We start from the raw sequence: 11,514 nt of genomic DNA on the forward strand, positions 1-11,514 counted from the left end.
CCCCGCACTAAGGTGAGGCACCGTGCGTCTCGTTATCGCCCGCTGCAGCGTCGACTACGCCGGCAAGCTCACCGCCCACCTGCCGATGGCCCCCCGCCTGATCCTCATCAAGGCGGACGGAAGCGTGAGCATCCACGCCGACGACCGCGCCTACAAGCCCCTCAACTGGATGAACCCGCCCTGCTCGCTGCGCGAGGAGAGCTACACCGAGAACGGCGCCATCGCCCGCTGGACGGTCACGCACGGCAAGTCGGGCGAGCGGCTCATCCTCACCATCGAGGAGATCCTGCACGACACCAGCCACGAGCTGGGCATCGACCCGGGGCTGCAGAAGGACGGCGTCGAGGCGCACCTCCAGGAACTGCTCGCCGAGCACATCACCACCCTCGGCGAGGGCTACACGCTGATCCGCCGCGAGTTCCCCACCGCGATCGGCCCGGTCGACATCCTCTGCCGGGACGCCGACAGCGCCACCGTCGCGATCGAGATCAAGCGGCGCGGCGAGATCGACGGCGTCGAGCAGCTCACCCGCTACCTGGAGCTGCTCAACCGGGACCCGCACCTCGCCCCCGTCCGCGGCGTGTTCGCCGCCCAGGAGATCAAGCCGCAGGCCCGCGTCCTCGCCACCGACCGCGGCATCGACTGCGTCACCCTCGACTACGACGCGCTGCGCGGCATCGAGCACGAGGGCACCCTCTTCTAGGCCGTCCCGCGCCCGGTTCCGCCCTGCCGCCCGGTTCCGCCTTGTCGGACGTGACGTGCATCATGACGGGATGACCTTCCAAGCGAGCGGCAGCTTCGACATCGAGGCATGGGAAGCCGAGAAACCCTACGAGGAGCAGGACGGCACCAAGCTGACCCGCGTCCACGTCGGCAAGCAGTTCCACGGCGACCTGGTCGGCACGAGCAGCACCGAGCTGATCACCGTGGAGACGCCCGCCGGGCCCGCCGCCTACGTCGGGGTCGAGCGCGTCCAGGGCATCCTGCACGGCCGCGAGGGGACGTTCGTCCTCCAGCACAGCGCGGGCAGCGAGGACGGGACGCCCGACACCCAGTGGCTGCGCTGGCTGATCGTCCCCACGTCCGGTACCGGGGAGCTCGCGGGCATCCGCGGCCTCGGCCAGATCACCGTCACCGAGGACGGCGGGCACACCTGGTCGCTGGAGTACACCCTGGACTGACCGGCTTCGCCCGGCCGGTAGTGTGCAGGCATGCCCCCGGTCACCACCGACACGACGCGCGAGCGGATCATCGACGCGGCCGAGGAGTGCTTCGGCCGCTTCGGCGTCGCGAAGACGACCGTCGAGGACATCGCCGCCGCCGCGCGGCTCTCCCGGGCCACCGTGTACCGGAGCATCACCGGCGGGCGGGACGAGCTGATCCTCGCCGTGGTGGTGCGCGACCTGCACCGCTTCCTCGACCGGCTCGCCGAGCGGCTGCGCCGCGAGCGGTCGGTGCCGGAGGCGATCGTCGAGGGCACGATGGACGCGGTCGAGTACGTGCGCGCCGAGCCGACCGTCGCGCACTTCCTGGTGCCGGAGGCGGCGGGGCACATGCAGGCGGCGGTCGCGGGCGCGGCCGAGCACGTCCTCGCGCTGTGCTGCGACTACGTCCGCCCGTACTTCGAGCAGGCGCAGCGGCAGCGCAAGCTGCGGGCCGACATCGAGGTGGAGGGGACGGTCGAGTTCCTCTTCCGCATCATCACCTCGCTCATCGTGATGGACCGGGACCGGGACGCCGAGGGGCTGCGCCGCTTCCTGCGCACCTACGTCGTCCCGGTCATCGCGGCGCCGTGACGGCGGAACTCCGGTGCGCGCGGACTCCGTTGAGCAGGTAGCTTCCGAGTGACGATCAGGCGGGACGGCGCGCCGGGGGAACGGCGCGGTGAGAGGGGCCGGCGATGAACGGGACTGCACACGAGGCGCGGGGGAGCGCGGCCGTGCGGCCGAGCCCGGTGTTCCTCGCGGTCGTGGGGGCGACCGTGCTGTGCGGCCTGGTCGCCTGGCGGTACGGGACGATCCTGGAGCGCCCCGGCCGGGTCGCGGTGTTCGGGTTCGTGATCTCGGCGTGGATCCTGTCGCTGTGCCTGCACGAGTTCGGGCACGCGTACATGGCCTACCGGTCGGGGGACCGGAGCGTCGCGGCCAAGGGCTACCTGACGCTGAACCCGCTGAAGTACTCCGACGTCACGCTGAGCTTCCTCATCCCGGTCGTGTTCATCGTGCTGGGCGGGATCGGCCTGCCGGGCGGCGCGGTGTGGATCGAGCGGCACGCGATCCGCGGCCGGCTGCGGCACAGCCTGATCTCGGCGGCGGGCCCGCTGTCGAACGCGCTGTTCGCCGTGATGCTCGCGGTGATCTTCAAGAACTTCGCCGACAAGGACCACGCGCTGTTCTGGTCGGGGCTGGCGTTCCTGGCGTTCCTCCAGGTCACCGCGGCGGTGCTGAACCTGCTGCCGATCCCCGGGCTGGACGGCTTCGGCATCATCGAGCCGTACCTGCCGCGCCGGTTCGCCGCGCAGGCGAGCGCCTACGGCGGCTACGCCTTCCTCATCCTGATCGCCCTGCTGTGGCTGGGGCCGATCAACGAGGGTTTCTTCAACGTCATCTTCTACCTCACCGACGCGATCGGCCTGGACGGGTTCCCGTTCAAGGTGAGCGGCTCGGTCGACAACTTCCCGATCGAACTCGGCCACTACCTATTCCAGTTCTGGCGCGGCTGACCCCGGGAGCCCGAAGCGCCGGGGCCGGGCGTCAGGGCCCGGCCAGGTGCCGGATGATCCGGCGCAACTGCTCGGCGTAGCGCTCCTGGAACTCCGGTGACTCCGGGTCGAGCCCGAACACGCGCCGCACCTCGACCGGTTTCGTGACGGGCGCCGACACCATGGCCATGATGGCCAGCATCAGCGCGGCCGGGTCGAGGTCGGCGGCCAGTTCCCCGGCGGCCTGGCGGCGCTCGATGTCGGAGAGGTCCTCGCGGTCGCCGGACGGGATGTCGTCGAGGTCCTCGGTGAGGCCGCGCCAGGCGTTCAGCCGCGTGCCGCGCGGGTCGTCCAGGATGTGCCGCAGGTAGCGGACCACGATCTCGTCGAACGGCACCGACGGGTCGTTGAACTCGGCCTCGCGCTCCAGCCACCGCTGCCCGAGCGCGCAGTAGAGCCCCTCCTTGCCGCCGAAGTAGTAGTTGATCAGCTGCTTGTTGACGCCGGCGCGGTCGGCGATGTCCTGGACGCGGGCGCCCGCGAAGCCCTTGGCGGCGAACTCGTCCAGCGCGGCGTCCAGCAGCAGGCGGCGGGAGCGCTCGGCGTCGAGCGTGCGCTCCTCGGGCGCGGGGGCGCGGCGCGGCCGTTTCGTCGTGTCCGTCACGGCGCCATCGTAGCCGCCCGGCTGATGCGGTCAACCAACCGGCTGTTTGACAGGTTCATCCATCTGGTTGAACCTTGCCGCATGATCCTTGTCACCGGTGCCACCGGAAACGTCGGACGGCACCTCGTCGCCGAACTGCTCACCGCGGGCGCGGAGGTCCGCGCGCTGACCCGCGATCCCGCCACCGCGCGGCTGCCCAGCGGGGCGGAGGTCGCCCGCACCGCCGACATGCCGCTGGACGGCGTGACGTCGCTGTTCCTCAACCCCGCCGTGTTCTGGCACGGTCTGGACGACCTGCTCCCCCGCGCCGCCGCGAAGGGCGTGCGGCGCGTCGTCATGCTGTCGTCCGCCGCCGCGCTGGACGACGACCCGTCCAACGAGCTAGCCGCGCACCATCTGGAGATCGAGCGGGCGATCGAGGCGTCCGGCCTGGAGTGGGCGTTCCTGCGTCCCGGCGAGTTCGCGTCCAACGCGCTCGGCTGGCGGGAGCGGATCCGGGCGGGCGAGCCCGTCCGCGAACCGTACGCGGCGGCGCGCAGCACGCCCATCCACGAACGCGACATCGCGGCCGTCGCCGCCAAGGCGCTGCTCACCGATGCCCTCGTCGGTGCCCGGCCCCTGCTGAGCGGCCCGGAGCAGCTCACCCACCCGGCGATGGTCCGGCTCATCGGCGCGGCGACCGGCCGCCCGGCGCGCTTCGAGGAGATCGACCCGGAGGAGGCGCGCAAGGAGATGCTCGCTCGCCCCTACATGCGCGAGGGGCTGGTGGACGTCCTGCTCCGCCTGCGCGCGTCCGCCGTCGACCACCCGGGCGAGCCGTCCCCCGAGGTCGAGCGCATCACGGGCCGCCCGGCCCGCACGTTCCGCGAATGGGCCGCCGACCACGCCGACGACTTCCGCTGACCGGCAAAGCGAGCAGGGCGCGCCCCCGAACACCGCGCCCTGCTCGCGACCTACCTGCGCTCTACTCGCGCCCGCCCGCGGCCTTCGACTCCTCCAGCGCCCGGATCTCCTCTGCGGCCCAGTCGAACCAGTCACGCCGCATCGCGGCGAACCGCTTGCCGTACTCGATGACGAGCCGCCCGTAGACGGACAGGTTGTCGTGGTCCCACTCGACCCGGTCCTCCAGGGCGAGCAGCTCCTCCAGGTAGCCGTTCAGCCCGGCGGAATTGCGCCGCATGTACCGCTGCGCGTCCTCCGGATCGACGAGCCCCAGGAAGAACACGCGCAGCAGAGCGTCGTCCCGCCGGCTGGCCTTGGCGGGCTCGTCGACGATCCAGCGGTGCAGCTCCGCGCGGCCGTCCTCGGTGATCCGGTACTCCTTGCGCCCGCGCGGCCCCTCCTCGGCGACCTCGATGAGCCCGGCCGCGGTGAGCTTGCCGAGTTCGCCGTAGAGCTGGCTCTGCCGGGCCGGCCAGACGTTGCCGAGCGAGATCTCGAACACCCGCAGCAGGTCGTAACCGCTGGCACCGTCCATCTCGGCGATGAGCCCGAGCATCGCGTGTCGCAAACTCATGCCGGGAGCCTACCACTCACTATTGACATGTCTAAGTAGGAACGTCTAGCTTCGACGTGTCAAAACTGGAATGTCATAGCGAGGGGCTCCCGCGGCCATGCCGAAGTACTACGCCAGAACCTTCCTCCCCTGGATCCTGCTCGCGGTCGTGAGCGGCTTCCACACCAAGGCCGGCGCGGTCAGCGGCCTGGTGGCGGCGCTGGCACTGCTCGCCCAGGACGTCCGCCGCGGCCACCGCGCCGACTCCCTGGTCCTCGAAGCGTCCACGATGGTCTACATGGCGCTGCTCACCGCGCTCGCGTTCGCCGACCCCGGCTCCCCGGTGCTGGACTACGGCGCGTCCCTCGCGATCGGCTGGCTGGCGGTCACCGCATGGGCGACCCTGCTGGCCGGGCGCCCCTTCACCGCGGGCATAGCGCGCCGCACCGTGCCCGCCGAGGTCGCCGCGACCGACCTCTTCCACACGATCAACCGCACTCTCACGCTCGGCTGGGCGGCCGGCTTCACCGCGACCGCCGCCGCCCTCGCCTGCGTCCAGCACTGGTCCCCCGACGACACCGCGCTGCTCGTGGCCGTGAAGGTCGTCGGTTTCACGGCGCCGGCCGTGTTCACCGCCCGCTATCCCAAGGCGGCCCGCAAGCGCCGCCTCGCCGAGCCCGCCTCCCCCCGTCCCGAGGAGCAGACCGTATGAGCGAGCACACCGAGGAACGTCCGGCCGCCTGGATGGACGGCCCCCTGGCGCCCGTCCCCGACGAGACCGACGCCCGCGACCTGCCGGTCACCGGGACGCTCCCGCCCGAGCTGACCGGCCGGTACTTCCGCAACGGGCCGAACCCGAAGCCGGGCGAGCCGAGCCGGCACTGGTTCACCGGCCACGGCATGATCCACGGCGTGCGGCTGCGCGACGGCCGGGCCGAGTGGTACCGCAACCGCTGGGTGCGGACGGACGCGTTCACCAAGGGCGCGCCGTTCGTCCGCGACGACTACACGTTCGACCGGTGCGCGGTGCAGGCCAACACGCACGTCATCCCGCACGCGGGCAAGATCTGGGCGCTGGTGGAGGCCGGGTTCCCCTACGAGGTCACCCCGGAGCTGGAGACGGCGGGGCCGTGCGACTTCGGCGGGCGGCTCACCACCGCGATGACCGCGCATCCCAAGGAGGACCCGGTCACCGGCGACCTGCTGTTCTTCGGGTACGGCGTGTTCCCGCCCTACCTGGTCTTCCACCGGCTGTCGGCGGACGGGACGCTGGTCGAGACCCGCGAGGTCGAGGTACCGGGCCCGACGATGATGCACGACTTCGCGATCACCGAGCACCATGTCGTCTGGCTCGACCTGCCGGTGGTGTTCGACCTGGACCTGGCGCTGTCCGGCCGGTCCGGCCTGCCGTACCGGTGGGACGACGGGTACGGCGCGCGGCTCGGGGTGATGCCGCGCGACGGGTCCGGCGGCGTCCGCTGGTTCGAGGTCGACCCGTGCTACGTCTTCCACGTCGGCAACGCGCACGAGGACGAGGCCGGACGGGTGGTGCTGGACGGCGCGCGGTACGCCCCGGAGGTCTTCACCTCCTTCTGGGGCGGGGTCGGCGGCACGGTGGACCCGGCGGCCGAGGCGGCGGAGTCGGAGAGCGCGCACCTGCACCGCTGGGTCCTCGACCCCGCCACCGGCAGGGCGTCCGAGGAGCGGCTCGACGACCGCGGCGTGGAGTTCCCGACCCACGACGACAGCCGGACGGGCCGCGAGCACCGCTACCTCTACACGGTCGCGGGAGGCTCGATCGTGAAGTACGACCTGCGCGGCGGCGCGTCGTCCCACGACTGCGGGGAGGACGCGCACGTCGGCGAGGCGGTGTTCGTCCCGGCCGCGGGCGCCCGCGCCGAGGACGAGGGCTGGCTGCTGTCGATCGTCTCCGCCGGGTCCGGTTCGGAACTGCTGGTGCTGGACGCGGCCGACCTGTCGCGCACGGCGTCCGTCCGGTTGCCGCGCCGGGTCCCGGCCGGATTCCACGGCAGCTGGATCCCGGACTCCCCGCCGGGCGCCTAGGGTGGTTTACTAGCCGGTACACACCGCAAGTACTCACTTACGGCTCCTCCCGGGAGGTTCCCCATGTCCGTGGCCACGGAGAGCGCCGAGACGTTCGCGTCCCTGAACCCGGCCACCGGCGAGGTCGTCGCCGAGCATCCCCGCCAGGACGGTGCCGCGGTGGCGGCCGCGATCGAGCGCGCCCGGGAGGCCGCCGAGTGGTGGCGCGCCCTCGGCTGGAAGGAGCGCCGGCTCCGGCTGCTCAACGTCAAGGGGTCGCTCGCCCGCAACCTGAACCGGATGGCCGAGCTCATCCACCAGGAGACCGGCAAGCCGGTCCAGGACGCCCAGCTCGAGACGATCATGGCGATCACCCACCTGGACTGGGCGGCCCGCAACGCGCAGAAGGTCCTCGGGCCGCGCAGCGTCTTCCCCGGCCTGATGGCGGTCAACCAGAAGTGCGTGCTGGAGTACCAGCCGCTCGGCGTCGTCGGCGTCATCGGCCCGTGGAACTACCCGATCTTCACCCCGATGGGCTCGATCGGGTACGCGCTCGCCGCCGGCAACGCCGTCGTGTTCAAGCCGTCGGAGTTCACCCCGGGCGTCGGGGTGCTGCTCGCGGAGCTGTTCGACGCGGTGATCCCCGAGCACCCGGTGCTGCAGACGGTCACCGGCCTCGGCGAGACGGGCGCGGCGCTCGCCTCGTCCCCGCACGTCGACAAGATCGCCTTCACCGGCTCGGCCCGCACCGCCAAGCGCGTGATGGCGGCCTGCGCCGAGAACCTCACCCCGATCGTCGCCGAGTGCGGCGGCAAGGACGCCTGCATCGTCGACTCCGACGCCGACCTCGACGCCGCCGCCGACGCGGCGCTGTGGGGCGCCATGTCGAACGCGGGCCAGACCTGCATCGGCGTCGAGCGCATCTACGTCGTGGACGAGGCGTACGACAAGTTCCTCGGCAAGCTCACCGAGAAGGCCAAGGACCTGCGCCCCGGCTTCGACCGTGAAGCGGCCTACGGCCCGATCACGATGCCGGGGCAGCTCGACATCATCGAGCGGCACATCAAGGACGCCCTCGACAAGGGCGGCAAGGCGGTCGTCGGCGGCGCCGAGTCGGTGCGCAAGCCCTACGTGGAGCCGGTCGTGCTGACCAACGTGCCGGACGACTCGGCCGCCGTCTGCGAGGAGACCTTCGGCCCGACGATCACCGTCCACCGCGTCAAGGACCTCGACGAGGCGGTGCACAAGGCCAACAAGACCAGCTACGGCCTCGCCGGGACGATCTTCTCCGGCAACAAGGCCCGCGCGCTGGACGTCGCCCGGCGGATGCGCTCCGGCATGACCTCCATCAACGCCTTCGCCGCGTTCGCCCAGGTCGCCGCGCTGCCGTTCGGCGGGGTCGGCGAGTCCGGGTTCGGCCGCATCCACGGCGCGGACGGCCTGCGCGAGTTCACCCGCCCGAAGGCCATCACCCGGCAGCGGTTCGCGACGATGAACCTCACCACGTTCGCGCGCACCGAGAAGGAGATGGCCCGCGTCCTCGGCATGATCAACATGATCCACGGCCGCCGCTACAAGCGCTGACCGATGGCGGGCGTCCCCGGCCGGGGGCGCCCGCCTAGACTCGAAACCATGACATCCGGGACGTTCGGCGCGCCCGTGCGCAGCCGCCTCCAGGCATCCCTGGACGCGGCGTCCCCGCCTCCGCCCGGGGTCGTCCGCCCGTTCACCGAGTCCGACCTGCCCGCCCTGGCCGCCGCCATGTGGGACGCCTACCGGGGCACCCCCGACGAGGCCGACGTCGGCGACCTGCAGGGCGCCGCACGCGAGATCCGGCTCACCCTGAACGGCGAGTACGGCCGCTTCCTCCCCGAAGCCTCGTTCGTCACGGACCACGAAGGCCGCCCGATCGGCGCGGCCCTGGTCACCCTCTACCGGGACGAGCCGCTTCTGGCGTTCCTCTTCACGGCCCCGTCCCACGCGGGCCGGGGCGTCGGCCGGACGCTGGTCCAGGCGGCCATGCACGCCCTGGCCCCCGACCACGGCACCCTTTCCCTGGCGGTGACCCGCCGCAACCGCCGCGCCCGCCGCCTCTACAACCACCTCGGCTTCACCGAGATCGCCTGACGGACGGTCTTCACCTTGCCCGCACGCACACCCAGTCCGCGGGCATCTCCCCGGACCGCAGGAAATCGCGCAGCCGCTCCGGCTCCGGCACGACCCGCTCCAGCTCCGGGTAGAGGATCTTCTCTTCCTTCAGGTTGTGGTGCAGGAGCTGGACGTTCAGCCGCCGGCAGAGGGTGAGCGCGGCCTCGTCGTCCGGCGCCTCATCGAGCGCACCGAGCGTCGTCCACATCTCCCCGTGCTCCCGCAGCATCACCAGGACCGGCGCCATCAGCCCCGCCGCGTGCAGCGCGGGGAACAGGAACTCCTCTTCGAGGTAGATGTGGCGGCGCAGCGCCCGGACGGCACGCGCCAGCGACTCCCGGTCCCGCTTACCGCCCGCGGGGTTGGCCGTGAACGCCTCGATCCCCTCGTCGATCTCGTGGTGCTCCCGCTCAAGTGCCGCCGCCAGCGACTCGATCTCCATGAGCGACATATTAATACACATCAGTCTTGTAAAAACTGACATAGGTTGTGAGAAATAAGCCACCTGCCCACCGCCCTACTGCCGGTCGGGCCGGACGATGTACCAGGCTCCGGACGGCGTGATCCAGAGGAGCAGTCCGGGCCACACCTGGTGGAGTCGCCAGCCGGAGGTCTGCTTCAACCGGTGGTGGCGCCTGCACAGCGGTGCGAGGTTGCAGCGGCAGGTGGTGCCGGGCCGCCAGGGGACCGTGTGGTCGAGGTCGCAGCGCCGCGAAGGCTGGTTGCAGGTGGGGAACACGCACCTGCCGTGGCGGGCCACGATCTCCCGGCGCAGTGCGGCGGACGGCCGGTAGCCGGGGTTGCCATGGCTCTGCTCGCCGCCCCGGCAGGCGAGGTCGCGGGCGTCGGCGAACTGCTCGTGGATGCGCCCCGCCGCCCGCCGGATCGCGTCCGGCAGCTCACAAGGCTCGACCCGACCACGCACATGGTTCAGGCGCCGCTCCACCTCGTCCGCCAGCGCCGCAATGCCCGCATCAGCATCACCGGCGGACGCATCGTCCCCATGCGCCGGACCAGGGAACTGAGTCACCCTCGCCTGTGAGTCGTCACACGTCCCGGAAAGAAGGGCGCGGACGGCGTCGGGAAGCTCGACCCCGTGCAGGAGCCGAGTGGCGAGGTCGGCGCGAACGGCGCTCAGCGGACGGGGGTCGCCATCGGCCTTGATGCCGTTGGCCGCAGCCGTGATCTTGTTGAAGATGGCGTGGGCGTCCTCGGCCGCGAGATCGCACAACGCGAGGTCGGAGGTTCCGGACGGGTTGTCCCACAGTTCGAGGCGCCGCTGCCGTACCGCTTCCCGCTTGCGCTCCTCGATCGCCTGGGGTGCGAGTCGCTGCGCGACCCGCCGGATCCGGCGGCGAAGCTGCCCGGTGGTCTGCTCGTTCGCCTTTTCCAGAGCGACGCACTGGACCTTCCCCGCCACGTCCTCCGGAAGGTGCTCGGTCACGTCACAGATCACGCGGGCCTTCGCCAGGTCGATGCGACCGGCGCCCAGCGCCTCTCCGGTGGCGGCCAGCGGGCCGGTCAACTGCTCGGCCAGATGGACGAGGGTGGCGGCGGCGTTCCCGGTGACGGTCAGAGCCGCGGCGACCTCTTCGGTGACCGATTCACGTGCCGACAACACCCGATAGTCAGCCTCGGCATCCGAAGCATCCTCGGACGTGCGGCGGCGGGTGAGTTCGGCGATCGCGGCCAGTTCCCTAGCTTGCGCCCAGGAGGTCTGCCGACGCGCGGCCGCCGCGACCTGCAGCAGTTCGCCATCGGTCAGATCAGCCAGCCGCTCTTTTGCACCCGACAGGCAGACCGCCAATTGCGCGCCGGGCGGAAACCACGCCCGATCTTCCCATTCACGCTGCCCATCATCAATCGCGATGACCTCAGCGGAACCGGACACGGACGTTCACCCCCCAACCCGCATCAGCAATCCAATTTTAGCGCACCACCTCACCAATACCGGCAGACAATTCAGACACTTCGAATTCCGATCTTCATTTTCTTCAACTCACCACCTCCCCGACCGTCAACAAAAGGACGCCCCTTGTGCTCGCAGCAACACAAGCCCCCACCGACCTAGGCCGTGTTTCAGAAGTTGATCACGGTGTGTCTGCCGGTTCGGGATGATCTTGTTTGTGGGTCGTGGTGATCTGACCGATGCGCAGTGGGCGCTGTTGGAGCCGTTGCTGCCGGTGGGGGCGAAGCCTGGTCGGCCGGTGGTGTGGTCGAAGCGGCACTTGATCGACGAGATCAGATGGCGGGTCCGCACCGGTGTCCCCTGGCGTGATAGGGCCGTCCGCGCACCCGGCCCTTCCGGGTCCGCGCCGACAAGGCTTACTCTTCGCGAGGCAACCGCGCCTATCTGCGCAGGCGCGGCATCGCATGCACCATTCCCGAGCCGGCCGACCAGATCGGCCACCGCAAGCGGCGCGGTTCGGCGGGCGGGCGCCCTCCGGCGTTCGACGCTGACGA

13 protein-coding genes and 2 pseudogenes are annotated in these 11,514 nt (G+C 71.1%); 11 read left to right on the forward strand and 4 right to left on the reverse strand.

Annotation, left to right across the window (positions count from 1 at the left end; translation table 11 throughout):
* The first annotated feature begins 22 nt into the window (after positions 1 to 22).
* From nucS to CHF16_RS15210, 4 genes are all read left to right on the forward strand, one after another.
* A complete protein-coding gene (gene nucS / locus CHF16_RS15195) occupies positions 23 to 703 on the forward strand; it encodes an endonuclease NucS (protein WP_089326665.1) in 681 nt (226 codons plus the stop codon).
* A gap of 70 nt (positions 704 to 773) precedes the next feature.
* Positions 774 to 1,181 (forward strand): DUF3224 domain-containing protein, encoded by a 408-nt coding sequence (locus CHF16_RS15200; protein ID WP_089326666.1) that lies wholly within the window; start codon positions 774 to 776, stop codon positions 1,179 to 1,181.
* A gap of 30 nt (positions 1,182 to 1,211) precedes the next feature.
* Positions 1,212 to 1,796, forward strand: a complete 585-nt coding sequence (locus tag CHF16_RS15205; RefSeq protein ID WP_089326667.1) for a TetR/AcrR family transcriptional regulator — start codon at positions 1,212 to 1,214, stop codon at positions 1,794 to 1,796.
* Between the two features lie 104 nt (positions 1,797 to 1,900).
* Positions 1,901 to 2,722 (forward strand): site-2 protease family protein, encoded by an 822-nt coding sequence (locus tag CHF16_RS15210; protein WP_245868533.1) that lies wholly within the window; start codon positions 1,901 to 1,903, stop codon positions 2,720 to 2,722.
* 31 nt (positions 2,723 to 2,753) lie between these two features.
* Here the strand turns inward: CHF16_RS15210 and CHF16_RS15215 are convergent, their stop codons facing one another.
* Positions 2,754 to 3,365 carry a TetR family transcriptional regulator gene (locus CHF16_RS15215; protein WP_089326668.1) on the reverse strand — a complete coding sequence of 204 codons (612 nt, stop codon included), beginning with the start codon at positions 3,363 to 3,365 and terminating at the stop codon, positions 2,754 to 2,756.
* Between the two features lie 81 nt (positions 3,366 to 3,446).
* On the opposite strand from CHF16_RS15215, the gene CHF16_RS15220 reads away from it, so the two are divergent.
* Positions 3,447 to 4,268, forward strand: coding sequence for an SDR family oxidoreductase (locus CHF16_RS15220; RefSeq protein WP_089326669.1), 822 nt, complete (start codon positions 3,447 to 3,449; stop codon positions 4,266 to 4,268).
* Between the two features lie 61 nt (positions 4,269 to 4,329).
* Here the strand turns inward: CHF16_RS15220 and CHF16_RS15225 are convergent, their stop codons facing one another.
* Positions 4,330 to 4,881 carry a PadR family transcriptional regulator gene (locus CHF16_RS15225; RefSeq protein ID WP_089326670.1) on the reverse strand — a complete coding sequence of 184 codons (552 nt, stop codon included), beginning with the start codon at positions 4,879 to 4,881 and terminating at the stop codon, positions 4,330 to 4,332.
* 97 nt (positions 4,882 to 4,978) lie between these two features.
* On the opposite strand from CHF16_RS15225, the gene CHF16_RS15230 reads away from it, so the two are divergent.
* The 4 genes from CHF16_RS15230 (at position 4,979) to CHF16_RS15245 (ending at position 9,030) form a co-directional block, all read left to right on the forward strand.
* The gene (locus tag CHF16_RS15230) at positions 4,979 to 5,572 is read left to right on the forward strand and encodes a hypothetical protein (protein WP_089326671.1); all 594 of its coding nucleotides are present in this window, start codon (positions 4,979 to 4,981) and stop codon (positions 5,570 to 5,572) included.
* Positions 5,569 to 6,924, forward strand: coding sequence for a carotenoid oxygenase family protein (locus CHF16_RS15235; protein ID WP_089326672.1), 1,356 nt, complete (start codon positions 5,569 to 5,571; stop codon positions 6,922 to 6,924). The genes CHF16_RS15230 and CHF16_RS15235 overlap by 4 nt, the downstream gene beginning before the upstream one ends.
* 63 nt (positions 6,925 to 6,987) lie before the next feature.
* Complete coding sequence (locus CHF16_RS15240; protein ID WP_089326673.1) at positions 6,988 to 8,487, forward strand: aldehyde dehydrogenase family protein; 1,500 nt, start codon at positions 6,988 to 6,990, stop codon at positions 8,485 to 8,487.
* Between the two features lie 48 nt (positions 8,488 to 8,535).
* Positions 8,536 to 9,030, forward strand: a complete 495-nt coding sequence (locus tag CHF16_RS15245; RefSeq protein ID WP_179271535.1) for a GNAT family N-acetyltransferase — start codon at positions 8,536 to 8,538, stop codon at positions 9,028 to 9,030.
* A gap of 10 nt (positions 9,031 to 9,040) precedes the next feature.
* Here CHF16_RS15245 and CHF16_RS15250 read toward each other — a convergent pair whose 3' ends face one another.
* Positions 9,041 to 9,493 (reverse strand): hemerythrin domain-containing protein, encoded by a 453-nt coding sequence (locus tag CHF16_RS15250; protein WP_218826677.1) that lies wholly within the window; start codon positions 9,491 to 9,493, stop codon positions 9,041 to 9,043.
* Between the two features lie 75 nt (positions 9,494 to 9,568).
* On the reverse strand, positions 9,569 to 10,942 hold the full coding sequence (locus CHF16_RS15255) for an HNH endonuclease signature motif containing protein (RefSeq protein WP_089326676.1): 1,374 nt from the start codon (positions 10,940 to 10,942) through the stop codon (positions 9,569 to 9,571).
* Positions 10,943 to 11,165: 223 nt separating this feature from the next.
* Here CHF16_RS15255 and CHF16_RS42170 point away from each other — a divergent pair.
* Both CHF16_RS42170 and CHF16_RS41375 read left to right on the forward strand, forming a co-directional pair.
* A pseudogene (locus CHF16_RS42170) lies at positions 11,166 to 11,276 on the forward strand (transposase); the annotation flags it as partial.
* A 56-nt stretch (positions 11,277 to 11,332) separates the two neighbouring features.
* Positions 11,333 to 11,514: pseudogene (locus tag CHF16_RS41375) on the forward strand (IS5/IS1182 family transposase); the annotation flags it as partial.

This window comes from Actinomadura meyerae (assembly GCF_900188445.1).
Lineage (GTDB): Bacteria > Actinomycetota > Actinomycetes > Streptosporangiales > Streptosporangiaceae > Spirillospora > Spirillospora meyerae.